The organism is Mycobacterium sp. E2989 (assembly GCF_001667595.1).
Classification (GTDB): domain Bacteria; phylum Actinomycetota; class Actinomycetes; order Mycobacteriales; family Mycobacteriaceae; genus Mycobacterium.
This window is the reverse complement of sequence record NZ_LZJX01000017.1, coordinates 83,266-108,002: the sequence shown is the minus strand read 5'-3', so window position 1 is coordinate 108,002 and position 24,737 is coordinate 83,266. Positions and strand designations below refer to the sequence as shown.

Genomic DNA, 24,737 nt, shown 5'->3' with positions numbered 1-24,737 from the left:
CTAGAGTCCGTTGCTATGCGCTTCGGTCTCTTCATCCCGCAAGGTTGGCGAATGGATCTGGTCGACATCGAACCGGAGCGGCACTGGGCGGTGATGCGCGACCTGGCCACCTACGCCGACAACAGCGCCTGGGACTCGCTGTGGGTGTACGACCACTTCCACACCGTCCCGATGCCGACGGACGAAGCCACCCACGAGGCGTGGTCGCTGATGGCCGCGTACGCGGCGGTCACGTCGCGGATCAAGCTCGGCCAGATGTGCACCGCGATGAGCTACCGCAACCCGGTGTATCTGGCCAAGGTCGCGGCGACCGCCGACGTCATCTCCGGTGGGCGGATCCAGATGGGCATCGGTGGTGGCTGGTACGAACACGAATGGCGCGCTTACGGTTACGGCTTCCCCTCGGCGGGTGTGCGGCTGGGCCGGCTGGACGAGGGTGTGCAGATCATGCGTGACGCCTGGCGCGACGGCAGGGTCAGCTTCGACGGCAAGCACTACCAGGTCGACGGCGCTATCGTGTCACCGAAACCCCTGCAGGACAATGGGATTCCGCTGTGGATCGCCGGCGGTGGCGAGAAGGTCACCCTGCGCATCGCGGCGAAGTACGCGCAGTACACCAACTTCGCGCCGGAACCCGAGGCGTTCGCCCACAAGTCGGAGGTGCTCGCGCGGCACTGCGAGCAGGTGGGCACCGACTTCGATGCCATCGTGCGCTCGGCCAACGTCAACGCGGTCGTCGGCACGTCGGACGCCGACGTCAAGGACCGGCTGCAGCGGGTGCGCGACCGTATCGTGCGCTACGTGCCCGAGGCCGCCGCCGACGCGATGCTCGCCGCGGGCAGCGGACCCGATTCGGCGACGGGCACCCCGGAACAGGTGATCGAGCGGCTCGCCGGGCTGCGCGACCTCGGATGCGAGTACGCCATCTGCTACTTCCCGGAGGCGGCGTACGACCCATCCGGCATCGAGTTGTTCGAGCGCGAGGTGATTCCCGCGCTGAGCTAGATGTCGGTGGTGGTCGTGTACCGCTTCTTGACGGGGGGCGCGGCCAGCAGTGGGGGCAGCTCGGTCAGTTTCCCTTCGCCGGCGCGGAACGCACGGTAGGCCTCGTCATGCTCGACTGAGTCCCACAGTTCGTAGATCAGCCAGTGGGCTTCGTCGTCCTCGTCGACGAGCACGTCGGTCTGGACGTTCCCGGCGAACGCGCGGGTGTCCCGTAGCGCCCGGCCCATGACGTCGCGCGCCTGCGGCACCGCATCGGGCTTGAACTTCAGTTCGAGTATCACCGTGACTGGCATGGTCTCAAGATATCCGCGGTGCCCGGCCGCGCGGCATCGGGCGCAACTAATGAGAATGCGGTTTCCACTTTTCGGAAAGCTGTTATACGGTTGCGTGAGCAACATTCTGTTCGGCGCCGCTGGAGGACCCCCGATGCAAAAGGCCCTTGCCCCCGAGATCTCTACCTGGCCCGACGAGAGCCCACAGCTGATCGGCAGCCGGTGCGGCAGCTGCGGCGCGACCACCTTTCCGGTGCAACAGTGGTGCCCGCGCTGCAGCCTCGGCGAGATGACCGACGTGCTGCTGCCGCGCCGCGGAACCCTGGTCGCGTGGACCACCCAGGGCTTCCCGCCCGGGGCCCCGTACGCCGGGCCCACCGGCAAGGACTTCGTCCCGTTCGGCGTCGGCCTCGTGCAGCTCGACGACGTGATCCGCGTCGAGGGCCGGTTGACCGAGAACGACCCGGCCAAGCTGCAGTTCGGTCAGGAGGTCGAGCTGACCATGGTGCCGTTTACCACCGACGGCGACGGCAACGAGATCGTCACCTTCGCGTTCCAGCCGGTATAAGGAGACCTGAGATGACCAACGATGTCGCCATCATCGGCGTGGGCCTGCACCCGTTCGGCAGGTTCGATAAGACCGCGATGCAGATGGGCGCCGAGGCCATCCAGTCCGCGCTGGCCGACGCCGGGGTGGACTGGAAGGACATCCAGTTCGGCTTCGGCGGTAGCCACGAGGTGTCCAACCCCGACGCGGTGACCCGCCTGGTGGGGCTGACCGGCATCACCTTCACCAACGTCTTCAACGCCTGCGCCACCGCCGCCAGCGCGATCCAGCAAACGGCGGACACCATTCGGCTGGGCAAGTACGACATCGGCATCGCCATCGGCCTGGACAAGCACCCGCGCGGCGCGTTCACCGACGACCCCGCCAAGCTGGCGCTGCCGCAGTGGTACGCGCAGAACGGTCAGTTCGTCACCACCAAGTTCTTCGGGATGAAGGCCAACAAGTACCTGCACGACCACAACATTTCGCAGGCCACGTTGGCGAAGGTGGCGGCCAAGAACTTCCGCAACGGCGCGCTGAACCCGAACGCGTTCCGCCGCAAGCCGATTCCCGAGGAGGAGATCCTCAACTCGCCCGTGCTCAACTACCCGCTGACGCAGTACATGTTCTGCGCGCCCGACGAGGGCGCCGCCGCGGTGATCATGTGCCGGGCCGACCTCGCGCACAAGTACACCGACAAGCCGGTGTACGTGCGGGCCTGCGAGATTCGCACCCGCCGCTATGGCGCCTACGAGGTGCACGCCACCTTCGCTCCGCTGGATGAGGACGTCTCACCGACGGTGTACGCGTCCAAGGCGGCCTACGAGGCCGCCGGCATCGGGCCCGAGGACGTCGACGTCGCGCAGCTGCAGGACACCGACGCCGGCAACGAGGTCATCCACATGGCCGAGACCGGCCTGTGCGCCGACGGCGAGCAGGAGAAGCTGCTGGCCGACGGCGCCACCGAGATCCACGGTTCGATGCCCGTGAACACCGACGGCGGGTTGATCGCCAACGGCGAGCCGATCGGCGCGTCGGGACTGCGGCAGATGCACGAGCTGGTGCGCCAGCTGCGCGGTGAGGCGGGCGAGCGTCAGGTGCCCGGCAACCCGCGCGTGGGCTTGGCCCAGGTGTATGGCGCACCCGGCACCGCATCGGCGACCATCCTGTCGCTCTAGGCGGCCGGTGCCGGCTATGCGGCGTATTCCGGTATCGCTATGTCGTCACGGAATTCGCTGCGCACGACCCAGTCGGCCAGTCGCGGGATGTTGAGCAGTTTGGACGCCTGATTGCGGGTCAACAGACCCAGGGCCGTCTTTGGTGCGAATGTCGCCGCGAATGCGCGCGCCGAGCGCTGCCTGGCCTCGACAATCGGACGCAGTGTGCGCTCATAACGACGAAAGGCGTCCTGGTGGTCGTCCCCCGCGCGATTGAGCTCCCCCGCCAGCGTGTACGCCTGCACCATCGCCAGGCCCGTCCCCTCACCCGCGAGCAGGGAGACCGCGGCCGCGGCGTCCCCGATCAGCGCCACCCGCCCGTCCGACCAACGGTCCATGACGATTTGGCTGGTGCGGTCGAAGTAAACCTCGGACGCCCGGTCGAGGTGGAGCAGGATCTCCGGGCATTCCCAGCCCGCGTCGCCGAACACCCGACGCAGGGTCGCCTTGGCCTCTGACACACCCTGCGGATCGGGACCGCTCATCTTCTCGGCGGTGAAAACGAAGAGAAACATGGTCTTTTCGTCGCGCATCGAGAATCGGGCGACCATGCGTCCCGGCATGGTGTAGGCGAGGTAGACGAGTTCGTCACGCGGCTGGTAGCCCTGGGCTTCGAATGCCGCGACTCGATAGCCCAGATCCGTCTCGAATCTGTTTTGGGGTCCGAACACCAAGCCCCGCACGGGAGAATGGATGCCGCCCGCGCCGATCAGCAGGTCGAAGTGCCTTGACCCGCCGCCCTCCAGGGTGACCGACACGCCCGAGTCGTGTTGCTCGACGGCCGAAACGCTTTCACCGAACAGCGTTTCAGCATGGTTCTCGATGGAGTGATAGATCATGGCCGCCAGGTCGCCACGCGGCACAGTGGTGAATCGGCCATCGAGGTTGCGCCGGAACGGTTCAGTCGAAAAGCCGCCCACCCGTTGCGAATTCCGGTTCACGAGTCGCACTTCGCGCACCTGGTATCCCTCGGCGTGCAGGTCGGTCGTGAGCCCCATGCGTTCAGCGACGGCGTAGCCGCCACCCCAGAAGTCCACCACATAGCCGCCGGTGCGCAGGCGCGGCGCCTTCTCGATCAGGGTTGGCTCGTGGCCGTAGCGGGCCAGCCAATACGCGAGCGTTGGGCCGGCGATGCCGGCGCCGACGATGCCGATTCTCATGTACGTACCTCCTTTGCGGGGTGACGTCTCCATTATCATAGCACTATGCAATAGTTGCAATAGGCAATAAAATGCACATTGGCGTTCCCGTCGGCACCAGAGAGGGGACGGCTGTGCTGAAGGAACTTTCGGGCATGCCCGCGGGCGTTCAGGCGCTGGAGGCCGTTGGGCTGGTGACGGCAGCCGATTACGAACGGGTCTTTGCGCCGATGATCGAACGGGCGGAGCGCGCAGGCGGTCGGATGCGGCTGTTGTATCAGTTCGGCCCGGGCTTTGAGCGCATCACCGCGGGAGCGTTGTGGGCGGACGCGCGCCTCGGAGCGGGGTATGTGCGGTTGCTCGACGGGTGCGCAGTCGTAACTGATATCGGCTGGATTCGGGCGCCAAGCCGCGCAATCGGCCCCTGGATGCCATGCCCACTTCGGCTGTACGACAACGACGAATGCGATGACGCCGTCAGATGGCTGGCCTCGTTACCGGCACGCGCCGACGTGTCCGACCGCGATATGGCCAAGGCCTATATCGGGGGAGTCGGCGCAGCTCTCGTGAGCCTGGCCGGGCATGTCTTCTCGACGAAGGTCAGATTGCCGGTCCGAGCAGGTCGTCGGCGTCGCGGATGATGTACCCGTAACCCTGTTCGGCGAGGAAGCGCTGCCGGTGCGCGGCGTATTCGGCGTCCAGGCTGTCGCGGGCCACGATGGAATAGAAGATTGCGCCGCCCCCATCGGACTTGGGCCGCAGCAACCGGCCCAGCCGTTGGGCCTCCTCCTGGCGCGAGCCGAAGGTCCCCGAAACCTGCACCGCCACAGAGGCTTCCGGCAGGTCGATGGAGAAGTTGGCGACCTTGGACACCACCAACGTCGACACCTCTCCGCGGCGGAACGCGTCGAACAGCTCCTCGCGTTCCTTGGTCCGCGTCGACCCTTGGATCACCGGGGCGTTCAACTCGGCACCCAGCTCGTCGAGCTGGTCGAGGTAGGCGCCGATCACCAGCGTCTGCTCGCCGGGATGCCGGCTGAGCACCGACTTGACGACGGCGATCTTCGAATGCGCCGTCGAGCACACCTTGTAGCGCTCTTCGGGTTCCGCGGTGGCGTACAGCATTCGCTCGTTGTCGGTCATGGTGACCCGCACTTCGACGCACTCGGCCGGCGCGATCCAGCCCTGGGCCTCGATGTCCTTCCACGGCGCGTCGTAACGCTTGGGGCCGATCAGGGAGAACACGTCACCCTCGCGGCCGTCTTCGCGGACCAGGGTGGCGGTCAGGCCCAGGCGTCGCTTGGATTGCAGGTCGGCGGTCATGCGGAACACGGGCGCCGGCAGCAGGTGGACCTCGTCGTAGATGATCAGCCCCCAGTCGCGGCTGTCGAAGAGCTCCAGATGCCGGTATTCGCCCTTGGTGCGCCGGGTGATCATCTGATACGTCGAGATGGTGACGGGCCGAATCTCCTTGCGCTCTCCGGAGTATTCGCCGATCTCCTCCTCGGTGAGCGAGGTGCGCGCGATCAGCTCGCGCTTCCATTGCCGTGCCGCGACGATGTTGGTCACCAGGATCAGCGTGGTCGCGCTGGCCTTGGCCATCGCGGCGGCGCCGACCAGCGTCTTGCCGGCCCCGCACGGAAGCACCACCACTCCCGACCCGCCGGACCAGAACGAATCCGTGGCCATCTGCTGGTAGTCGCGCAGGTGCCAGCCGTCCTGCGCCAGGCTGATGGGGTGGGCCTCGCCGTCCACGTAACCGGCGAGATCCTCTGCGGGCCAACCGATTTTGAGGAGCATCTGCTTGACGCGGCCGCGCTCGCTGGGGTGGACGACGACGGTGTCGTCGTCGATGCGGGCGCCGAGCATGGGCGCGATCTTCTTGTTGCGCAGCACTTCCTCGAGCACCGCGCGGTCCAGGCTTACCAGCGTCAGGCCGTGCGCCGGATGCTTGACCAACTGCAGGCGGCCGTAGCGGGCCATGGTGTCGACGATGTCGACCAGCAGCGGCTGGGGCACCGCGTAGCGGGAGAAGCTGACCAGGGCGTCGACGACCTGTTCGGCGTCGTGGCCGGCCGCGCGGGCATTCCACAGCGCCAGCGGTGTGATGCGGTAGGTGTGCACGTGCTCGGGCGCGCGTTCCAGCTCGGCGAACGGCGCGATGGCGGCGCGCGCCGCTCCGGCCTGCTCGTGGTCGACCTCGAGCAGCACCGTCTTGTCGGACTGCACAATCAACGGGCCGTCAGTCAATGGCGCCGCTCCTCCTCATCCTCTCGCGAGTCATCGAAACCCATTATCGGCCGTTGGCCGACACCACCGACGTGATGCGGTGGATGGCAAAGTCGCGCAACCGCCCCGACGCCGAGTCGAATGCGGTCAGCTGACCGCCCCGAACGCTGATCGGTGACACCACCCGCTGGGTGGCGACGCCGGCGGCATCCAAATAACCGATCACCAACGTCTCTTGTTCCTTGGCGGCGCGCTGCAAAAGCGACATGGTGATCGCCGGATCGATGCGAACGTTGCCGAACGGCGCGGCGGTCACCTTCCTCAGCACCGCCACCACCGCGTTCAGGCTCTCGTTGTTGGGGCGCGGCATCGGGCGATAGGGCCGGCGCTGCTGCGGCGTGGGCACCCGCGCCCCGCGTGGCCGGACGTCGACGATGGCGCCCGTGGAGTCCTCGGCCGCCGGGGCGAAGCCCGCCGCCCGCAGCGCGACCAGCACCTCGCCGATCGGTGCCGGGGACACCGCAACCGTCGGTGCCAGGGCGCGCAGTTGCACCCCTTCGGTCGCGGGCGCGGCCACGGCCTGCGCCAGGAGCGCGGGGTCCTCGCACCGCACGAACGATGCCGCCATGCCGATCCGCAGCTGGCCGTGCCGACGCGCGACATCGTCGATGAGGTAGCTAAGGCCCTGTGGCACAGGTGTTTTGGAGTGCTTGGCGAACAGGGCGTGCATCCAGTCGCGGGTCTTACCCACGTCCAACGCGTGCCGGATCGACTGCTCGCTGATGCGATACACCATCGCCGTGCCGGCCGATTCGACGGTGGCCACGGCGGCGAGTTGCTCGGCGAGGTCGCGTTGCAGCGGGCCCGGCACCACCACGGTCAGGTCGGCCTGGACCAGGAAGTAGTCGATCGGTTTGGGCAGGGCACGCGCCATCGCGTCAATCGCGGCCTGGGCGTCGGCGCCGTCGTCGAGCAGGGTACGGCCCGCGGAGCTGAGCGCCCCGCGACCGACCAGGCCCAGCGCGTGGCTCTCGGCCAGCAGGTCACCCACCGGGCCGGGTTGCAGCCGCTTGGCCCAGCGGGGTCGCCGCCAGATCAGTGCCGCCGACGCCTCGACCGCGTTCACGCACGCGCCCGGGGGCAATTGGGCCAACATGCTCAGCAGCAGCCGGCGATCCAGCGGCGCGGCCGTCGAATACAGCGCATCCGTAAGGGCGCCATAGGGTTTGGCGTCGGGGCTCCGGGTCCCGATCAGGGCCGGCCGGCTCGGCAGGTCCAGCCAGCTGGTGGCCAGCAGGTGCCAGCGTTCCGCGGTGGACAGCGCCGTGAACCGGTCGGTGGCCACCGTCGGCGCCCAGTACGGCCCGTCGCCGGTGGCGGGCTCGGGATCGGGCATCCCGCTGGCGATCAACCCGGCCGCGACCGCCACCTCGAGGATCAGGCCCAGCCGCGACTCGTCGATGCCGGCCGTCTTGCTGAGCCGTTTGACGTCGCGAATCCCCAGGCCACCGCTGCGCAGTTCGGAAACCGGTGCGGCCGCCAGGGTTTCGATGAGGACGTCGAGTTCCCGCAGCAGGTCGATGGTGGCACCGGCGGCTGCCGCGTCGACGTCGTCGACGGTGGTGGTCGACACCACCGGGTCGGGTGCCGTCAATTGCATGGGGCCGGGCTGTTCGCCGCGCAACACCTGCCCGACGTGGCGGGGCAGGATCACCGTCTCGGCGTCGATGCGGCGCAGCAGGCCCGACGCGAGCAGCTGGGGCACCGGCCGGTCCACGGGGGCGCCGGGTGCGGCGTCGCGGGTGCGGCCCATCGGGGAACCCTCGAGCAGCTTCTCCAGCACGTCGAGTTGGGCCCGGTCCAGGCCGTCGATGAGCGCGGCGATCTGTTCGCCGCTGCGGGAGGCGTCCTCGAGCGTGACCTGGCCCGGGTGCCATGGCAGCGCCGTGCCGGCGTCGGGCGCCACGCGCAGCGCCGCATCGCCCCACACCAGAGCGCGCTCCCGCAGATCGTCCAGCGCCCCCACGACGTCGGCCTCGGGTGCGCGCTCACCGATCAGCGCCAGCAGTTTCGCGGTCGGCACCGGCGTCGCATCCGCCTGCAGCACCAACAGCGCGTCGAGCACCGCCAGCCGCAGGAAGTCGAGTTCGTCGGTGGCGGCCTTGACCGACTGGCGGGCCTGGGCGCGCGCGGCCAGCGCGGCGATGCTGCCGGGCGGCGGCTGGGCGAGGTCCGGCCGCAGCTCTAGCAGTCGGATCAGCCGCTCGTCGGGCAAGTCGGCCAGCCACGACCCCAGCGGGATATCCGGGGTGTTGTCGGTCATTGCTGACCAGCGTAAAACAGTCGGCGGGTCCCACGTAGGCCGCGAATGTCGGCAGCTTCCCGGTCGAACTGACGGTCTTGCAGGACGGGCGCAGGAGCGACCTGTCAGAATGGACGACGTGGCTGACACTGCTGAGGGCAAAGCCCGCAAAACCAGGTATGTCGACAACGGGTGGCCGACGACGGACCCCGACGACCACGCGGTGAGCGAACTCGTGACCGACCGGACGGGAGCGTTGTCGCCCTTCGGCGAGCTGGTGTTCCCGCTGCCCTCCACTGACCTGCCCTACCTGCACCCGGTCACCGTCGTTAACCGGTAGGCGCCACGATGGCTAGGGCCTCCGAGGCCGCCAAGCCCGCGGCGACCTGGGCGTCGGGAGAATCCCCCTCGGGTGCGCTGTCGCACCTGGACGAGCGGGGGGCCGCGCACATGGTCGACGTCACCGGTAAGGGAGCCACCAAGCGGACCGCGGTGGCCGCGGGAGCCCTGCATACTTCGCCGCGCGTGGTCGAGCTGATCTCGGCCGGCGGCCTGCCGAAGGGCGACGCGTTGGCCACCGCCCGGGTGGCGGGCATTCTGGCGGCGAAGCGCACCAGTGACCTGATTCCGCTGTGCCACCAGCTGGCGCTCACCGGAGTCGACGTCGATTTCACCGTGGGGGAGTCCGTGATCGAGATCATCGCGACGGTACGCAGCACCGACCGCACGGGCGTGGAGATGGAGGCGCTGACCGCGGTCAGCGTGGCCGGTCTGACGCTCTACGACATGATCAAGGCGGTGGACCCCGCCGCGCGCCTCGATGACATTCGGGTGTTGCGCAAGGAAGGCGGCAAGACCGGGACGTGGGTGCGCTGATGAGCGCCCGGACCGCGCGCGTCATCATCGCCTCCACCCGCGCCTCGACCGGCGTTTACGACGACAAGTGCGGGCCGATCATCTCCGAATGGCTTGGTGAGCGGGAGTTTTCGTTGCCCGACCCGGAGGTGGTCGCCGACGGCAAGCCGGTCGGCGAAGCCCTGCGCAAGGCGATCGACGACGACGTCGACGTCGTCATCACCTCCGGGGGCACCGGCATCTCGCCCAGCGACAGCACGCCCGACCAGACGGTCGCGGTGCTGGACTACATGATCCCGGGGCTGGCGGACGCGATCCGGCGGTCGGGGCTGCCCAAGGTGCCCACGTCGGTGCTGTCCCGCGGGGTGTGCGGTGTGGCGGGGCGGACGCTGATCGTCAACCTGCCGGGGTCGCCCGGTGGGGTGCGCGACGGGCTCGGGGTGCTCGCCGACGTGCTCGACCACGCGCTCGACCAAATCGCCGGCGGAGACCACCAGCGATGACGCGCGTCCTGCGCGCCGCCATGACCGACCAGCCGATTTCCCTCGCCGAGCACGAGGAACTGGTGGGCCATCAGTCGGCCGGGGCCGTTGTCGGCTTCGTCGGCATGATTCGCGACCACGACGGCGGGCGCCGGGTGGTGCGGCTGGAGTATTCCGCGCACCCGTCGGCCGCGGAGGTCATCGCGGAGGTCGTCGCCGAGGTCGCCGAACATTCCGGAGGGGTGCGCGCCATCGCGGCCAGCCACCGCATCGGTGCCCTGCACATCGGGGAGGCGGCGCTGGTGGCCGCGGTCGCGGCCGACCATCGTCAGGCGGCGTTCACCACCTGCGCGCTTCTGGTGGACATTATTAAGGCGCGGTTGCCGGTGTGGAAGCACCAGTTCTTCGACGACGGAACCGAAGAATGGGTGGGTTCCGCCTAACCCCGTGACGCTTGGAATGCCGGCACGCCCCGAAGCGGAAACGTTCGAGGCGTGCCGGGCAGTCTGGGGGGGGCCCTAGGTGGTGGGGGCCGGCTGGGCGATCGCGTCGAGCGCGTCGTTGCCCTGGATGTCCTGCGCCCGAATGGCGTCCCACAGCTGCTTCGTGTAGCCGGCCGAGGAAACGTCCTGCGGCATGTTGGCCGGGACGAAACCGTGGAAGTCGGTGTCCACCGGCGCGCCGCCCGCCGGGGGTGCCGGGGGCAGGTCCGCCGGGGGTGCGGCCTGGCCGAAGGACGTCAACTGCACCGGCGCGGGCGCCGGCGGAGGAGCCGGCTGACCGTTCAGGCCGGGCGCATCCAGCGGCGCGTCCAGGCCCGCGGGCGCGGGGATCTCACGCGGCGTCGGGCCCGACAGCGGGCCACCGCACACCGGCCACGCGCCGCGGCCCTGGCTGGCCAGCACGCGCTCGGCGACGGCGATCTGCTGTTCCTTGGTGGCCAACTCGGCCGACGGGGCGTACTGGCCGCCGCCGTGCGAGGCCCAGGTGCTCGCGCTGAACTGCACGCCACCGTGGTAGCCGTTGCCGGTGTTGATCGCCCAGTTGCCGCCCGACTCGCAACGGGCTACCTGGTCCCACTCGCCATCGGTGGCCGCGGCCGCTTGGCCGGCCAGGGCGATGCTACCGCCGCCGAGGACCGCGCCGGTGACGGCGATCTTGGCGACGCTGATGTTCGACGTGCTGGGCTTACGGTGACGTCCACTCATAGGCCGTGAAAAATCCTCTCTCGTCACGCGCCTGCGAGGTCAGCTGTCGGGTTCGGGTTGGAGAGGCCACCCGGCCGTCATCGCTTCTGCGAAACGATGTCGGCTTCACCCCAAGGGGCCGCACGCGGCCCCAGTCCGATCACGGTGGACCGGTGGGTCCCCCGTCTCCATCCACGTAGGTTCGGTGGGCCCCCGCCTATTGGATGGAGCTCGGCGCGATAGGGAGGGGAGGTTCGCCAATTCGGTTGTCTTGGCGAGCCTTCGGAGAAACGTAGCGGTTTCTGTTGGTCCCGTCACGTTCTGCGAAACCCGGCGTTTCCCTCTCGGCCACCTGCGAAAAGCCAAGGAACACACGCCATTCACGCAGGTCATAGCACTCGATATCGGAGCGTGATTGCGTCGTTATCGTTCCGTTACGTGAGATATTTCACAGTTTCAGCCCCCGGCGAAGGGGGGTAGAACGTCGATCGTGTTGCCGCTGCGTAACGGCGCGGTCTCGTCGCGTACGGCGACCCCGTCGCAGAGGTAGGAGCACCGGCTCAGCACCAACGCGAGCCGAGAGCCCCGCACGGCCAGGCGCTCGACCAGACCGCCCACGGTGGTGCCGGGACGCACCACCATCGTTTCCGCCTCGGCCCCCGCCGCCGCCCGCGCGGCCGCGAAGTAGCGCACCGTCACCGCAATCCCGTCTTGCTCGACGGCGGCCTCACCCATCGGGCTAGCCACCGATCGCGCTCATCGGACGGGCGGGCTGGATGAAGTTCGGGTCGTTGATGCCGTGACCGGCGGGCTTGCCCCACATCGCGACGCGCCACGCGCGTTCGATCGCGTCGTCGGACGCGCCGGTGCGCAGCAGGGTCCGAAGGTCGGTCTCCTCGGCGGAGAACAGGCAGCTGCGGACCTGGCCGTCGGCCGTCAGGCGGGTGCGATCACAGGCCGAGCAGAACGCGTGCGATACCGACGCGATGACACCGAACTTGCCACTCGGCGTGTCCGGGCCGGTGTCCACCAGCCAGAGCTCGGCGGGCGCCGATCCCCGCGGCGCGGGGTCGGGGCGCAGCCGGAAGTGCGGGCGCAGGGCGTCGAGCACGTCGTCGGCGCTCAACGCGGCGCCGCGCCGCCACTGGTGGCCGGCATCGAGCGGCATCTGCTCGATGACCCGCAACTGGTAGCCGTGCTCGAGGCAGAAGCGCAACAGCTTCACGACGTCCTCGCGCCCGGTGACCGGGTCGAGCACGGCGTTCACCTTGACCGGCGCCAACCCCGCGGTGTGGGCGGCCCGAAGGCCGGCCAGCACGTCGCCGAGCCGGTCGCGGCGCGTGATCGCCGCGAAGTGGTCGCGGTCCACGCTGTCCAGGGACACGTTGACCCGATCCAGGCCCGCCCGGGCGAGCGCGGCGGCCTGCCGCGCCAGCCCAACGCCGTTGGTGGTCAGCGAGATCTCCGGCCGCGGTCGCAGGGCCGCCGCCGCCGCGACCACCTCCTCGAGGTGTCGCGCCAGGAGTGGCTCGCCTCCGGTGAACCGGACGCTGGTCACGCCCAGCCGGGTGACCGCGATGTGCAACAGCCGCGCCAGCTCGTCGGCGCGCAGCAGCCGCTCCCCGGGTAGCCAGTCCAGGCCCTCGGCCGGCATGCAGTAGTTGCACCGCAGGTTGCAGCGGTCGGTCAGCGAGACGCGTAGGTCGGTGGCCACCCGTCCATAGGTGTCGACCAGCGGGCCGGTGGTCGGCGCGTCGGGCACGCCGTCGGTGCGTCCCGGCACCGAGGGAACCCCGAGGGCGGTCAGCGTCATGCGGCCACCGCGGAGTATCGGGGCGGGGAGTCGACCGGAACGATCTGCTTGCCCAACGGCATCAGCGACACCGGGATCAGCTTGAGGTTCGCCAGGGCAAGCGGAATGCCGACGATGGTGATCGCCATGGCCGCCGCACTGATCAGGTGACCGATCGCCAGCCAGATTCCGAATAACACCACCCAGATCACGTTGCCGATCAACGCGCCGGTCCCGGCGGTCGGCTTGTCGACGATCGTGCGACCGAACGGCCACAACGCGTACGAGGCGATGCGCAACGACGCGAAACCAAATGGGATGGTGATGATCAGCAGGAAGCTGATGAGCGCCGCGACGACGTATCCGACGGCCATCCATAGGCCGCCGAACACGAGCCAGATGATGTTCAGGATCAGGCGCATATCTCCTCCACCGGTACCGCCCAGCGTACCGAGTGGGCAATAACGGGGGTGCTTGTCGGGCGGGCACCCGAGTAGGATCAAGGACCAAACGGCGTCCTGCGCAGGCGGGACGCTTATTGTGTTGGCCATTCTATTGATCCGTTAGACAAGCAGGTGAGACCAGTGCCGACCGGCAAGGTTAAGTGGTACGACGCCGACAAGGGGTTTGGCTTCCTGTCGCAAGAGGACGGCGAAGACGTGTACGTCCGCTCGTCGGCGTTGCCCGCTGGCGTCGAGGGGCTCAAAGCGGGCCAGCGCGTGGAGTTCGGCATCGCCTCCGGGCGGCGCGGGCCTCAGGCGCTGAGCCTCAAGCTGATTGAGCCGCCGCCCAGCCTCACCAAGGCTCAGGGCCGCCGCGAGACGCCCGCCGAGCACAAGCACAGCCCCGACGAACTGCACGGCATGGTCGAGGACATGATCACGCTGCTGGAGAGCGCCGTTCAGCCCGAGCTACGTAAGGGGCGCTACCCGGACCGCAAGACCGCTCGCCGGGTGTCCGAGGTGGTTCGGGCGGTCGCCCGGGAGCTCGACGCCTAGCTCGTCGGCGCCGGGTGCCGCCCGCTTGCGCGTAAGGGGTGAGGAAGTGCCGGTCAGGGGGTACTCCCACCTCGCCACGGTCGTCGAGCAAGGAGGCTGCGATGGCACAGCAAGCACAGGTCACGGAGGAGCAGGCCAGGGCACTGGCCGAGGAGTCTCGCGAAACCGGTTGGGATAAACCATCTTTCGCAAAGGAACTGTTCCTCGGTCGCTTTCCGTTGGAGCTCATCCACCCTTTCCCCAAACCGTCGGATGCCGACGAGGCGCGCACCCGCGCGTTTCTCGACACGTTGCGCGACTTCCTTCGCGGCGTTGATGGCAGCGTCATCGAACGCGATGCGCAAATTCCTGACGAGTATGTGAAGGGCCTGGCCGAACTGGGCTGTTTCGGCATGAAGATTCCGTCGGAATACGGCGGCCTGAACATGTCGCAGGTGGCCTACAACCGGGCGCTGATGATGGTTTCCTCCGTTCATCCCAGCCTGGGTGCGCTGTTGTCGGCCCACCAATCGATCGGGGTGCCGGAGCCGCTGAAACTTGCGGGAACCCCGGAGCAGAAGAAGAGATTCTTGCCCCGGTGCGCCGCGGGCGCCATATCGGCGTTCCTGCTGACCGAGCCGGATGTGGGTTCGGATCCGGCCCGGCTGGCTTCGACGGCAACACCCGTCGAAGACGGGGCCTACGAGCTCGACGGCGTGAAGTTGTGGACGACCAACGGCGTGGTCGCCGAACTGCTCGTCGTCATGGCCCGGGTGCCCCGCGGCGATGGGCACCGGGGCGGCATCAGCGCTTTCGTCGTCGAGGCCGATTCACCCGGAATCACCGTGGAGCGACGCAACAAGTTCATGGGGCTGCGCGGCATCGAGAATGGGGTGACCAGGCTGCACCGCGTCCGGGTGCCCGGCGAAAACCTGATCGGCCGCGAGGGCGACGGGTTGAAGATCGCGCTGACAACGCTCAATGCCGGGCGCTTGTCGATTCCCGCGATCGCGACGGGTTCGTCGAAGTGGGGTCTGAAGGTGGCGCGCGAGTGGTCGGGGGAGCGTGTCCAGTGGGGCAAGCCGCTGGCCGAGCACGAAGCGGTGGCACGCAAGATCTCGTTCATCGCGGCGACCAACTATGCGCTGGACGCGGTGCTCGAGCTGTCCGGGCAGATGGCCGACGAAGGCCGCAACGACATCCGGATCGAGGCGGCGTTGGCCAAGCTGTGGTCGAGCGAGATGGCGTGCATCATCGCCGACGAGGTCATGCAGATCCGCGGTGGGCGGGGCTACGAGACGGCGGAGTCCCTGGCGGCGCGCGGCGAACGGGCGGTGCCGGTCGAACAGGTAGCGCGGGACTTGCGGATCAATCGCATCTTCGAAGGATCCAGCGAGATCATGAGGCTGCTAATCGCCCGGGAGGCGGTCGATGCCCACTTGTCGGCGGCCGGTGACCTCGCGAAGCCCGACGCGGGTCTGCGGCAAAAGGCGACGGCAGCGGTAGGCGCCACTGGTTTCTACGCAAAGTGGTTGCCCCAGCTGGTTTTTGGAGAAGGACAACGCCCCAGCGCTTACAGCGAATTCGGACCGCTGGCGTCGCACCTGCGGTTCGTGGAACGCTCCAGCCGCAAGCTGGCCCGCAACACCTTCTACGGGATGGCCCGCTGGCAGGCCAAATTGGAGCAGCGCCAGGGGTTCCTCGGGCGGATCGTGGACATCGGTGCCGAGCTGTTCGCGATGTCGGCGGCCTGTGTGCGGGCCGAGGCGCAGAGGGCCGTGGACCCGGCGGTCGGTCAACAGGCCTACGAGCTGGCCGATACGTTTTGCCGGCAGGCCACCCTGCGGGTCGATGCGCTGTTCGATGCGTTGTGGAGCAATACCGACGGCTGCGACGTCCGGCTGACCCGCGAGGTGCTCCAGGGCCGTTACGCCTGGCTCGAGCAGGGCATCATCGACCAGTCGGAGGGCACCGGGCCGTGGATCGCCCACTGGGAGCAGGGCGCATCAACCGAGACGAATCTGGCTCGGCGATTTCTGAGTTCCTGACCGACATTCGAGCGAAACGCGGGAGATATGGCCACCTATGTTGCCGGGACGGGTGAATTCACTCGTGACACCAAGTACATCACCACCCGCGTCACCGCCGACGGGCGCGACGGCTACCCCGTGGAGCCGGGCAGGTACCGGCTGATCGTTGCCCGGGCGTGTCCCTGGGCCAACCGCGCCATCATCGTCCGGCGTTTACTCGGCCTGGAAGATGTTATGTCCATTGGGTTTTGCGGGCCCACCCACGACGAACGCAGTTGGACGTTCGACCTCGACCGGGGCGGCGTCGACCCCGTGCTGCAAATCCCCCGGCTGCAGGACGCCTACTTCAAGCGCTTCCCCGACTACCCGAAGGGCATCACGGTGCCCGCGCTCGTCGACGTGCCGTCGGGCGCGGTCGTCACCAACGACTTCGCGCAGATGACACTGGACTTCTCGACCGAATGGACGGCCTACCACCGCGACGGCGCACCGCAGCTCTATCCCGAGCCGCTGCGCGCCGAGATCGACGAGGTCAACAAGCGGGTTTACACCGAGATCAACAACGGGGTGTATCGGTGCGGCTTCGCCGGCTCGCAGGAGGCGTACGACGCGGCCTACGACCGGCTGTTCGCGGCGCTGGATTGGGTGAGTGAGCGCCTGGCCAATCAGCGATATCTGGTGGGCGACACCATAACCGAGGCCGATGTTCGGCTGTTCACCACGCTGGCCCGCTTCGACCCGGTCTACCACGGGCATTTCAAATGCAACCGCAGCAAGCTGTCCGAGGTGCCAGTGTTGTGGGCGTATGCGCGCGACCTGTTCCAGACACCCGGGTTCGGCGACACCGTCGACTTCGTCCAGATCAAGCAGCACTACTACATCGTGCACGCCGACATCAACCCCACCGGGATCGTGCCCAAGGGGCCGGACCTGACGGGCTGGCTCTCGCCGCATGGCCGGGAGGTGTTGGGCGGCAAGCCTTTCGGGGACGGCACCCCGCCGGGGCCGCCGGTCGAGGGGGAGCGGGTGCCCGCCGGCCACGGTGCATAGGTTTTGCCCCTCGCGCGAATGTCGACTTTTCGGGCGGAATGGGTCAGATTCGTCGCAGAAAGCCGACGTTGGGCATCGATTAAAGCCGGCATCCCGCGACGAGCAGGGCGTTGCGCACGCGGGACACGACGACATCTGGACGATAGCGCAGCAGGTCGGCGCTGACTCGGACAATCGTCCACCCCCGCGCTTCTAGTTCGGCCAGCCGATCGATGTCTCGAGTTCGCTGCGCGGGGTCCGTCCAGTGCTGCGCACCGTCGAATTCCACGCCGACCTTGAATTCTTCCCAGCCCATATCTATGCGCGCAATCACCGCTCCCCATTCGTTGAGTACTTCTATTTGGGTCTGCGGCCGCGGTAAGCCGGCACCGATGATTACCAGGCGGGTCTTGGACTCCCACGGTGACTCGGCGCCGGCGTCGGCAAGCAACAACACCCGCCGCAACTGCACCAAGCCGCGCGCCCCGCGATGACGCTCGACCAGCAGCTCGACGTCAGCCGACTTCAGCTCTGTCGCATGCATAAGCGCATCCACCCGAATTACCGCTGCAGTGAGACCTTTTCGTCTTCCTAAGTCAAACGCCGTGCGCGCCGGCGTGGTAAGGCGGATGCCATCGCGTACACAGGTTTCGCCATCGTCCAGAGTGTCGCTGTGGAGGACGATATTCCTAGCCTTATCGCGGCTGGTCCGGTTGAGCTCGGCCGGCGACCAGTCGTCGATCCACTTCGTTCGAAGCAATGCTGCCGCGGATAGACCCGCCACCGTCGCGGTACGGTCCGACCACAGCCAAGCCGCTACAGCTCGGGTCACGGGCGTCAACTTCTGGCCGCGTGGGACATACACATTGCGGTAGACCATCTCGAAGCGGGTCCGCAATTGATGCGGCGTGAGCATGCCGGCTGCCAACGCTTCGGTTCCTCTGAATGGCCACCCCAGGTTGTGCATGCCGACACATTGCCCGACCACACCGACAGGTCGGCCGAACGTCGGATTGTTGGGCCAGCAAAGCCTGAATCCGCCCAACAACTCGACGTTCGGCGAGCTCGGCGCTCAATAGGTCAGGCGCACAGACCATTCCGCGTGCGGGACGTCACGCAGCTGGCCGGCGGGATCCATCACGAGCGTCAGCAACTGGACGACGATCCCCACCAGGCGCCCGCGCTGCGGGTCGACCGGCGGGATGGTGACCGCGAACCGGGTGGCCGGCCGAAAGATGGTGCTGGTGGTGTTGGTTGGATCCTCATAGACCTGCAGCAACCGCCACGGTGCCCGGTAGATCGCGTCGGGCACCGAGAGCTGGACCGGATAGCGCTCGCTGACCTTCAGTTCGCCCTGGGCTTGCGGCGTGTCACAGTCGTCGAGGTTGAGCACGCTGCAGTACAGGTACGGCCCCACCCTGGTGAGGTGGCCGTGCGAGTACGCGCTGATCTCCGGGCGTTGCGCACCGGACGGGCGCACCAGCAGCCAGGTGCCGACACCGACGGCCACGCACACCACCGTCATCAGGCCGGCGAGCAGCACGGCCATGCCGCGTTTCACTCGGGCACCACCGCCGGGCTGCCGCGGCGCGCGCCCTCCTGCTCGACCATGACGGGCCGGTTGCCCCCGAGGCCGGGGATCAACGAATTCCCTTGGAAGCTCACAAGTGTCTGCGCCAACCCGAGGATGAGTATCGCCGTGACCGCGGTGAAGCCGACCCACAGTTCGGTGTAGACCAAGACGCCGACGGCGCCGCCCAGCACCCAGGCCAGCTGCAGCGTCGACTCCGAGCGCCCGAACCCCGACGCCCGCGATTCCTCCGGCAGATCGTTTTGTAGGGAGGCGTCCAGCGAGGCCTTCGCGATGGCGCTCGAGCCCGACGTGACCAGCGTGGCGATCACGGCCGCCGCCAGGGTCCCCGCCACCGACGCCGCCAGCGCGACCGCCGAGACCGCCAGCGTGCAGCGCACCACCAGCACGGCCGGCCGGCCCAGCCGCAGGCGCGCGGCGGCGAAGTTGCCGGCGAAATTGCCGATGCCTGCGGCCGCGCCGATCATGCCGAGCATGCCCAGCTGAACCCAGCCGTTCGCTTGGTGCGCCTTGGCGACGAACGCCGGGTACAAGAACAGGAAGCCCACCATGACTTTGATGGTGCAGTTGCCCCACAACGAGGTGATGATGTTGCGGCCCAACGGTTGTCGCAGCGTTCCGCCGACCCTCTTGACTTCTTTGTGCCAGCTTCGCCGCTGCGGTTCGCTCTGCTGGCGGTAGCTCAATGTGGCGGGCACCTCACCCGCCGTCACCTCGACCCAACGGGGGATCCGCATGGACAGCGAGGCGCCGGCGACCGTCACCGCGATGACGACGAACAACGCGCCCGGCAGCTTGAACAGGTGGGTGCACACGAACTCGACCCCGGCCGCGATGGCGCCGCCGGCGATGGTGCCGCCGAGCAGACCGAACACGGTGAGCCGCGAGTTCACCCGCACCAGGTCGATGGTGGGCGGCATGACGCGCGGGGTCACCGCGCTGCGCAACACGCTGAACGACTTGGAAAACACCATCATGGCCAGTGCGCACGGATAGAGCACCCAGGACGGGTAACTCCCGGTGGCACCGTCGTAGTTCATGATCAGCACCAGCGCCAACGCCGTCCGCAGGACGAACGACGCGGCCAGAGCGACGCGGCGGCCGTGCTGCAACCGGTCCAGCGCGGGGCCGATGAGCGGCGCGATGACCGCGAACGGCGCGATGGTGATCAGCAGGTACAACGCCACCCGGCCCTTGCTCTCCCCGGTGGCCGCCGCGAAGAACAGGGTGTTGGCCAGGGCCACCGCCATCGCGGCGTCCACCGCGAAGTTGGCCACCACCGGCCACGTCAGCGCGGTCAGACCCGACTTGTCGGCGCCGTCGGCGGTGGCGGCGCGCTGCACCATCCAGTACATCCGCGAACCCATCTCGCGGCTGCGCAGCGCGGCGGCGCGGGTGACGGTGATACGTTCGCCGGCCGCGGCGCCCCGCGGCGGCGGGCTGTCGATGGGATCCGGCTCCGACTCCTGGCCGATGGGCGGCAGGTAGCGGTTGGCGCTCGGCATCGGCGGGGGCCGGCGGGTCCGCCGGTCGGCGCCTTCGCCGGCGGGGTAGTTGGCCGTGCCCGGATGCTGATTGTGGGCCCCATTGCGGGGCCGGCGCCCCGGGTTGGAGGCCACGCGGCCCGGATCGTCACGCCGCCGTCCAGACACGTTGGAGATTCTCCCCTATGTCGACGACATGCGTCTGCAGGTACGGGGTGTGGCTCGCCAACCTAGTATTGGAACCGCAATGCAGGAAGGGGACAGCGTGACCGGGCCGATCGAGGAATCCGCCGTGGCGACCGTGGCCGAGTGGCCCGAGGGCCTGGCGGACCTACTCACGGGCGCGGTGGACCAGGCCAGGGCCGCCGTCGTGGAGTTCAGCGGCGCCGAGGCGGTGGGCGACTACCTGGGCGTCAGCTACGAGGATTCGGCCGCCGCCACCCACCGATTCCTGGCGCATCTGCCCGGTTACCAGGGCTGGCAATGGGCCGTCGTCGTCGCCGCGCACCCCGGCGCCGACCACGCCACCGTCAGCGAGGTGGTGCTCATCCCGGGACCGACGGCCTTGCTGGCGCCCGAGTGGGTGCCCTGGGATCAGCGGGTGCGCCCGGGGGACCTGAGCCCTGGGGACCTGCTGGCGCCCGCGGCCGACGATCCGCGACTGGTCCCCGGCTACACCGCCAGCGGTGACCCGCAGGTCGACGAGACCGCCGCCGAGGTCGGGCTGGGCCGGCGTTGGGTGATGAGTGCCTGGGGCCGCGCCGAGGCGGCCGAACGATGGCACACCGGTGATCACGGCCCCGACTCACCGATGGCGCGCTCCACCAAACGGGTGTGCCGCGACTGCGGTTTCTTCCTGCCGCTGGCGGGATCGCTCGGCGCGATGTTCGGGGTGTGCGGCAACGAGCTGTCGGCCGACGGGCAGATCGTCGACAAGCAGTACGGATGCGGGGCGCATTCGGACACCCCGGCCCCGGCGGGCACCGGGTCGCCCGCCTACGAGCCGTACGACGACGGCGTGCTCGATGTCGCGGAGGCGCCGCCCGCGGCGCCCGAGCCGGTGGAGGCCCGCACCGAGGAGGCTGCGCCGGACGGTGGCGGGGAGCCCCAACCGGAGCCGACGGCGTTGACGCCCGAGACGCCCGAGACCCCCGAGCCCCAGCCCGAGGCACCCGAAACGCCGGAGCCCGAGCAGCCGCAGGCGGACTAGACCTTTTCGGCGGCGGCCTTGATTCTGGCCAGCGACGTGTTCATCCCGTCGACCAGTTCGCGTTCGAAGTTGGTGGTGCCGCCGAACAGCGCGTTCACCGACAGATTCGAAAACGCGGTGACGCCGTTTTCGGCGTGCCGGCTTTCGGTCACGCGGGTGCCCGCGCCGGTGGGTTCGAGTTCGTAGCTCCAGATCGTGCCGTTGGTCCGCACCCGGAAGGCCAGCTTCGTCTCGGGGATGACCTCGACGATGGTGCACGTGGTCGGCCAGAACATCCGGTTACGGCGATTGAGGTTCAGGGTGCGCGTGCCCTGGCGCAGCGGGCCGAAGCTCTTCATCCAGCGGCATTGCGGGCTCCACTCCGGCATCCGGCGAAGGTCGGATATCAACCCCCACACCTTGGAAACCGGTGCGTCGATATCGATTTGGGCTTGCAGCAGCGGGGCTACCATCGATCCTCCCGGGTTGGTGTCGAGTGCGGGTTAGTCGTGCTCGAAGTAGGTTTCGAGCCCGGCCTGTGCGCCGCGCGCGCCGCGGCGGGCCTCGGCGAGCTGTAACACGAAGATGCCGGTGCCGAGCGCCCCGACGCCGAGCCCGGCCAGGGTGACCGGGCGCCAGCTCTCCAGCGAGGGCACGAGAAACGCGGCGGCCAGCGCGGCCAGCCAGCCGAGCGCGCCGAGGGCGACGAACGGCCACGCGTTGAGTAGCGCGGGCGGCAGCGGCGGTGCTTCGCGGGCCCCGCCGGGTTCAACAGACATCGCGATCAACATAGCCCGCCGCGGGTGCGGGCCGCGGGACGGTGGTGCGGCCGGGCGAAAAGCGCGGGTTACGCGCCGGGGCAAGCGCTTCGGCGACCCGCCGTCGGCGGCGCTGAGCACAACATCCGACGTTCACGGGTTCGTATCCCGATTCCTCGACGTTGCGTGTAACCTCGCGCCATGCCTGACAGCGATGCGCGGCTGGCCAGCGACCTGTCGCTGGCGGTCATGCGGCTGGCCCGCCAACTCCGGTTCCGAAACCCGTCGTCCCCGGTGTCGTTGTCGCAGCTGTCGGCGCTGGCCACGCTGGCCAACGAGGGCCCGATGACGCCCGGCGCGCTGGCGATTCGCGAGCGGGTCCGGCCGCCGTCGATGACGCGCGTGATCGCCTCGCTGGCCGACATGGGCCTGGTGGATCGCGCCCCGCATCCGATCGACGGCCGGCAGGTGCTGGTCTCGGTATCCCAGTCCGGCGCCGAGTTGGTGAAGGCCACCCGCCGCGCCCGCCAGGAGTGGCTGGCCAAGCGGCTGGCGACGCTGGACAGCGAGCAACGCGACACCCTGCGCAGCGCGGCCGACCTGATGCTGGCCCTGGTCGACGAAGGCCCGTGAGTCACGATGGCCTGAACGTTCAGGACGTCGACGATCCGGACGACCCGCGCCTCGACGATTTCCGCGACCTGAACAGCGTCGATCGTCGTCCCGACCTGCCGTCGGGCAAGGGCCTGGTGATCGCCGAAGGCGTGCTGGTGGTGCAGCGCATGCTGGCCTCCCGGTTCACCCCGCACGCCCTGCTGGGCACCGAGCGCCGGCTCGGCGAGCTCGCCGCCGACCTCGCCGGCAATGCTGCGCCGTTCTACCGGGCCTCCGCCGACGTCATGGCGCAAGTGGTGGGCTTCCACCTCAATCGCGGTGTGCTGGCCGCCGCCCGCCGGGTGCCGGAACCCGGCGTCGCCGAATTGCTCGACCATGCCCGGACCGTCGCGGTGCTCGAGGGCGTCAACGATCACGAGAACCTGGGCTCGATCTTTCGCAACGCGGCCGGCCTCGGCGTGGACGCGGTGGTGTTCGGCGGCGGTTGCGCCGACCCGCTGTACCGTCGCGCGGTTCGCGTCTCGATGGGCCACGCGCTGCTGGTCCCGTACGCCCGAGCGACGGACTGGCCCGCCGAGCTGGCCACGCTCAAGGAGAAGGGATTCCGGCTGCTGGCGATGACCCCGGGCGCCAAGGCCTGCGCCCTGCCCGAGGCCATGGCGGCCGCGCGCGACGAACGCGTCGCGGTGTTGGTGGGTGCCGAGGGGCCTGGCCTGACGCCGGCGACCCTGCGCATGAGCGACGTCCGCGTGCGCATCCCGATGTCGCGCGGCACCGACTCGCTCAACGTCGCCACTGCGGCGGCTTTGGCGTTCTACGAACGGGCTAGGCTCGGCTCGTGACCGACGATTCCGTGCCCTGGGCAACGGGTTTGACGGTCGCGGGGTTCGTGGCCGCAGTGACCGGGGCCGCCATCGTGGTGCTCAGCCTGGGACTGGTCCGGGTGCATCCGGTGCTCGCGGTCGCGCTCAACCTCGTGGCGGCGGGCGGGTTGGCGCCGACGCTGTGGGGATGGCGCCACAAGCTGGTGCTGCGGTGGTTTTTGCTGGGCGCGGGAATCGGGGTCGCCGGGGCGTGGCTGACGCTGCTCGCTTTGATGGTGGCGCGGTAACGCCAAAAAAGGGCTGGCGGCGATCGCGAGCGCGGCGTAGCCGGGCGCTGCGGGTCGCCGCGTTGGAGCTAGCGCTGTCCGCCCGAGCGCACGCCGAGCAGCACATCCTCCCAAGCCGGGATGACGGGCTTACCCCGCCGGGTGTGCACCGGCTGCTCGGGCCGGGCGGGCTCCTCTTGCGCGGCTTGCGCGGGGGCCGGGGCGGGTTTGGCCGGCTCCTCGAAGTCGACGTGCGACACCCGCGCGAGCGGCCGCAGCGGGCGGTCGAAGTTCGGATCGATCAGCTCCTTGGCCGCATCGTCGATGGCCGTGACCGTTCCGCCGTGCGCGCCGGGGGCGAAGGAGAAGTGCGCGATGTTGTCGGACCGGCCGGCCTTCCAGGCAAGCTGCACGGTCCAGCGGCTGTCCTCGTTGCGCCAGGCGTCCCAGCTGAGCCGGTCGTGTTCCAGACCGCGCGTCACCAGGGCCGCGCTCACGGTGTCCAGCAGGGTGAGCACCGCGGGGCCGTCGGCGAGCACCGGATGCGCGGCCGTGGCCAACTCCGCCGCGCGGGCGCGTTCCAGCAACACGGGGTGCGCGAACCGGCGGACCCGCGAGATGTCGGAGCCCGACGCCGCGGCCACCTGCTCGACGGACGCGCCGGCCCGGATCTTGGCCTGAATCTCCTTGGGGCTCAGCATGTTTGTCACCTGGATGTCGAGCTGCGGTTGCTCGGTCGGCATGGTCTCGCCGCGCACCGCGGCCTTCAGCTGATCGTCGACCGCCAGTTTGAATTGCTCCTCCGGGTTGCCGGCCTCGCAGATGACGTGTTTGCCGTCGGCGCCGATCCCAACCATTTTGAGTTCCCGCATGGTTTCTCCTCGCAGGCTCCGTGCAGGTCGACGGACCCGTCTCGTGCGCACTCTAGTGCAGCTAACGCCCTTAAC

General features: G+C 68.8%; 29 protein-coding genes and 1 riboswitch. Of the genes, 15 read left to right on the top strand and 14 right to left on the bottom strand.

Annotation, left to right across the window (positions count from 1 at the left end; translation table 11 throughout):
• Positions 1-15: 15 nt before the first annotated feature.
• Complete coding sequence (locus A5680_RS04005; RefSeq protein WP_067816403.1) at positions 16-1,005, top strand: LLM class F420-dependent oxidoreductase; 990 nt, start codon at positions 16-18, stop codon at positions 1,003-1,005.
• Here the strand turns inward: A5680_RS04005 and A5680_RS04000 are convergent.
• A complete protein-coding gene (locus tag A5680_RS04000) occupies positions 1,002-1,298 on the bottom strand; it encodes a putative quinol monooxygenase (RefSeq protein ID WP_067816400.1) in 297 nt (98 codons plus the stop codon). The genes A5680_RS04005 and A5680_RS04000 overlap by 4 nt on opposite strands.
• 133 nt (positions 1,299-1,431) lie before the next feature.
• Between A5680_RS04000 and A5680_RS03995 the strand changes: the two genes are divergently transcribed.
• Positions 1,432-1,845, top strand: coding sequence for a Zn-ribbon domain-containing OB-fold protein (locus A5680_RS03995; protein WP_055400257.1), 414 nt, complete (start codon positions 1,432-1,434; stop codon positions 1,843-1,845).
• Positions 1,846-1,856: 11 nt separating this feature from the next.
• The gene (locus tag A5680_RS03990) at positions 1,857-3,002 is read left to right on the top strand and encodes a thiolase family protein (RefSeq protein ID WP_055400255.1); all 1,146 of its coding nucleotides are present in this window, start codon (positions 1,857-1,859) and stop codon (positions 3,000-3,002) included.
• 14 nt (positions 3,003-3,016) lie between these two features.
• On the opposite strand, the gene A5680_RS03985 is transcribed toward A5680_RS03990, so the two are convergent.
• Positions 3,017-4,201, bottom strand: coding sequence for an FAD-binding domain (locus tag A5680_RS03985; RefSeq protein WP_067816397.1), 1,185 nt, complete (start codon positions 4,199-4,201; stop codon positions 3,017-3,019).
• Positions 4,202-4,314: 113 nt separating this feature from the next.
• Between A5680_RS03985 and A5680_RS25000 the strand changes: the two genes are divergently transcribed.
• Positions 4,315-4,821: an STAS/SEC14 domain-containing protein gene (locus A5680_RS25000; protein WP_068222832.1), complete on the top strand. Its 507-nt coding sequence runs from the start codon at positions 4,315-4,317 to the stop codon at positions 4,819-4,821.
• On the opposite strand, the gene A5680_RS03980 is transcribed toward A5680_RS25000, so the two are convergent.
• On the bottom strand, positions 4,781-6,430 hold the full coding sequence (locus A5680_RS03980; RefSeq protein ID WP_067816381.1) for a DNA repair helicase XPB: 1,650 nt from the start codon (positions 6,428-6,430) through the stop codon (positions 4,781-4,783). The genes A5680_RS25000 and A5680_RS03980 overlap by 41 nt on opposite strands.
• A 43-nt stretch (positions 6,431-6,473) precedes the next feature.
• Complete coding sequence (locus A5680_RS03975; protein ID WP_067816378.1) at positions 6,474-8,732, bottom strand: helicase-associated domain-containing protein; 2,259 nt, start codon at positions 8,730-8,732, stop codon at positions 6,474-6,476.
• Between the two features lie 118 nt (positions 8,733-8,850).
• Between A5680_RS03975 and A5680_RS03970 the strand changes: the two genes are divergently transcribed.
• From A5680_RS03970 to A5680_RS03955, 4 genes are read left to right on the top strand one after another with little or no spacing between them, the layout of a single operon-like run.
• Complete coding sequence (locus tag A5680_RS03970; protein ID WP_139273158.1) at positions 8,851-9,051, top strand: hypothetical protein; 201 nt, start codon at positions 8,851-8,853, stop codon at positions 9,049-9,051.
• A gap of 8 nt (positions 9,052-9,059) precedes the next feature.
• Positions 9,060-9,587: a cyclic pyranopterin monophosphate synthase MoaC gene (gene moaC / locus A5680_RS03965; protein ID WP_067816375.1), complete on the top strand. Its 528-nt coding sequence runs from the start codon at positions 9,060-9,062 to the stop codon at positions 9,585-9,587.
• Positions 9,587-10,069 (top strand): molybdenum cofactor biosynthesis protein B, encoded by a 483-nt coding sequence (locus tag A5680_RS03960; RefSeq protein ID WP_055400325.1) that lies wholly within the window; start codon positions 9,587-9,589, stop codon positions 10,067-10,069. Before moaC ends, A5680_RS03960 begins: the two co-directional genes overlap by 1 nt.
• Complete coding sequence (locus tag A5680_RS03955) at positions 10,066-10,491, top strand: molybdenum cofactor biosynthesis protein MoaE (RefSeq protein ID WP_067816372.1); 426 nt, start codon at positions 10,066-10,068, stop codon at positions 10,489-10,491. The genes A5680_RS03960 and A5680_RS03955 overlap by 4 nt, the downstream gene beginning before the upstream one ends.
• 75 nt (positions 10,492-10,566) lie before the next feature.
• On the opposite strand, the gene A5680_RS03950 is transcribed toward A5680_RS03955, so the two are convergent.
• The 4 genes from A5680_RS03950 to A5680_RS03935 form a co-directional block, all read right to left on the bottom strand.
• On the bottom strand, positions 10,567-11,256 hold the full coding sequence (locus tag A5680_RS03950; RefSeq protein ID WP_067816369.1) for a transglycosylase family protein: 690 nt from the start codon (positions 11,254-11,256) through the stop codon (positions 10,567-10,569).
• Between the two features lie 12 nt (positions 11,257-11,268).
• Positions 11,269-11,482, bottom strand: a riboswitch (cyclic di-AMP (ydaO/yuaA leader).
• A gap of 209 nt (positions 11,483-11,691) precedes the next feature.
• Positions 11,692-11,970 (bottom strand): MoaD/ThiS family protein, encoded by a 279-nt coding sequence (locus A5680_RS03945; RefSeq protein WP_067816366.1) that lies wholly within the window; start codon positions 11,968-11,970, stop codon positions 11,692-11,694.
• Positions 11,971-11,974: 4 nt separating this feature from the next.
• Positions 11,975-13,048, bottom strand: a complete 1,074-nt coding sequence (moaA, locus tag A5680_RS03940) for a GTP 3',8-cyclase MoaA (protein WP_067816363.1) — start codon at positions 13,046-13,048, stop codon at positions 11,975-11,977.
• Positions 13,045-13,449 carry a YccF domain-containing protein gene (locus A5680_RS03935; protein WP_055400236.1) on the bottom strand — a complete coding sequence of 135 codons (405 nt, stop codon included), beginning with the start codon at positions 13,447-13,449 and terminating at the stop codon, positions 13,045-13,047. The genes moaA and A5680_RS03935 overlap by 4 nt, the downstream gene beginning before the upstream one ends.
• Positions 13,450-13,611: 162 nt before the next feature.
• On the opposite strand from A5680_RS03935, the gene A5680_RS03930 reads away from it, so the two are divergent.
• From A5680_RS03930 to A5680_RS03920, 3 genes are all read left to right on the top strand, one after another.
• The gene (locus A5680_RS03930) at positions 13,612-14,025 is read left to right on the top strand and encodes a cold-shock protein (RefSeq protein WP_067273548.1); all 414 of its coding nucleotides are present in this window, start codon (positions 13,612-13,614) and stop codon (positions 14,023-14,025) included.
• Between the two features lie 101 nt (positions 14,026-14,126).
• Entirely contained in the window at positions 14,127-16,052 is a 1,926-nt protein-coding gene (locus tag A5680_RS03925) for an acyl-CoA dehydrogenase family protein (protein ID WP_067816360.1), read from the top strand.
• A 27-nt stretch (positions 16,053-16,079) separates the two neighbouring features.
• Entirely contained in the window at positions 16,080-17,084 is a 1,005-nt protein-coding gene (locus A5680_RS03920) for a glutathione S-transferase family protein (RefSeq protein ID WP_067816357.1), read from the top strand.
• Between the two features lie 79 nt (positions 17,085-17,163).
• On the opposite strand, the gene A5680_RS03915 is transcribed toward A5680_RS03920, so the two are convergent.
• The 3 genes from A5680_RS03915 to A5680_RS03905 all read right to left on the bottom strand — a co-directional run bounded on the left by A5680_RS03915 (position 17,164) and on the right by A5680_RS03905 (position 20,273).
• Positions 17,164-18,030, bottom strand: coding sequence for an endonuclease domain-containing protein (locus A5680_RS03915; protein WP_067816354.1), 867 nt, complete (start codon positions 18,028-18,030; stop codon positions 17,164-17,166).
• A gap of 105 nt (positions 18,031-18,135) precedes the next feature.
• Positions 18,136-18,624 (bottom strand): DUF2771 domain-containing protein, encoded by a 489-nt coding sequence (locus tag A5680_RS03910; RefSeq protein ID WP_156349437.1) that lies wholly within the window; start codon positions 18,622-18,624, stop codon positions 18,136-18,138.
• On the bottom strand, positions 18,621-20,273 hold the full coding sequence (locus A5680_RS03905; RefSeq protein WP_055400224.1) for an MFS transporter: 1,653 nt from the start codon (positions 20,271-20,273) through the stop codon (positions 18,621-18,623). The genes A5680_RS03910 and A5680_RS03905 overlap by 4 nt, the downstream gene beginning before the upstream one ends.
• Before the next feature lie 130 nt (positions 20,274-20,403).
• Here A5680_RS03905 and A5680_RS03900 point away from each other — a divergent pair, with 130 nt between their 5' ends.
• Positions 20,404-21,348, top strand: coding sequence for a DUF3027 domain-containing protein (locus A5680_RS03900; protein WP_156674997.1), 945 nt, complete (start codon positions 20,404-20,406; stop codon positions 21,346-21,348).
• Here the strand turns inward: A5680_RS03900 and A5680_RS03895 are convergent.
• On the bottom strand, positions 21,345-21,800 hold the full coding sequence (locus A5680_RS03895; protein WP_055400220.1) for an SRPBCC family protein: 456 nt from the start codon (positions 21,798-21,800) through the stop codon (positions 21,345-21,347). The two genes, A5680_RS03900 and A5680_RS03895, sit on opposite strands and share 4 nt — an antisense overlap.
• Before the next feature lie 30 nt (positions 21,801-21,830).
• Positions 21,831-22,106, bottom strand: coding sequence for a DUF2530 domain-containing protein (locus A5680_RS03890; RefSeq protein ID WP_055400322.1), 276 nt, complete (start codon positions 22,104-22,106; stop codon positions 21,831-21,833).
• Positions 22,107-22,286: 180 nt separating this feature from the next.
• On the opposite strand from A5680_RS03890, the gene A5680_RS03885 reads away from it, so the two are divergent.
• The 3 genes from A5680_RS03885 to A5680_RS03875 are packed head-to-tail and all read left to right on the top strand — an operon-like array spanning position 22,287 to position 23,811.
• Positions 22,287-22,718 (top strand): MarR family transcriptional regulator, encoded by a 432-nt coding sequence (locus tag A5680_RS03885; RefSeq protein WP_055400218.1) that lies wholly within the window; start codon positions 22,287-22,289, stop codon positions 22,716-22,718.
• Positions 22,715-23,542 carry an RNA methyltransferase gene (locus tag A5680_RS03880; RefSeq protein WP_055400216.1) on the top strand — a complete coding sequence of 276 codons (828 nt, stop codon included), beginning with the start codon at positions 22,715-22,717 and terminating at the stop codon, positions 23,540-23,542. Before A5680_RS03885 ends, A5680_RS03880 begins: the two co-directional genes overlap by 4 nt.
• On the top strand, positions 23,539-23,811 hold the full coding sequence (locus tag A5680_RS03875) for a DUF2537 domain-containing protein (RefSeq protein WP_067816349.1): 273 nt from the start codon (positions 23,539-23,541) through the stop codon (positions 23,809-23,811). The genes A5680_RS03880 and A5680_RS03875 overlap by 4 nt, the downstream gene beginning before the upstream one ends.
• A 68-nt stretch (positions 23,812-23,879) precedes the next feature.
• On the opposite strand, the gene sepH is transcribed toward A5680_RS03875, so the two are convergent.
• Positions 23,880-24,662, bottom strand: a complete 783-nt coding sequence (gene sepH / locus A5680_RS03870) for a septation protein SepH (RefSeq protein WP_067816346.1) — start codon at positions 24,660-24,662, stop codon at positions 23,880-23,882.
• Positions 24,663-24,737: the final 75 nt, after the last annotated feature.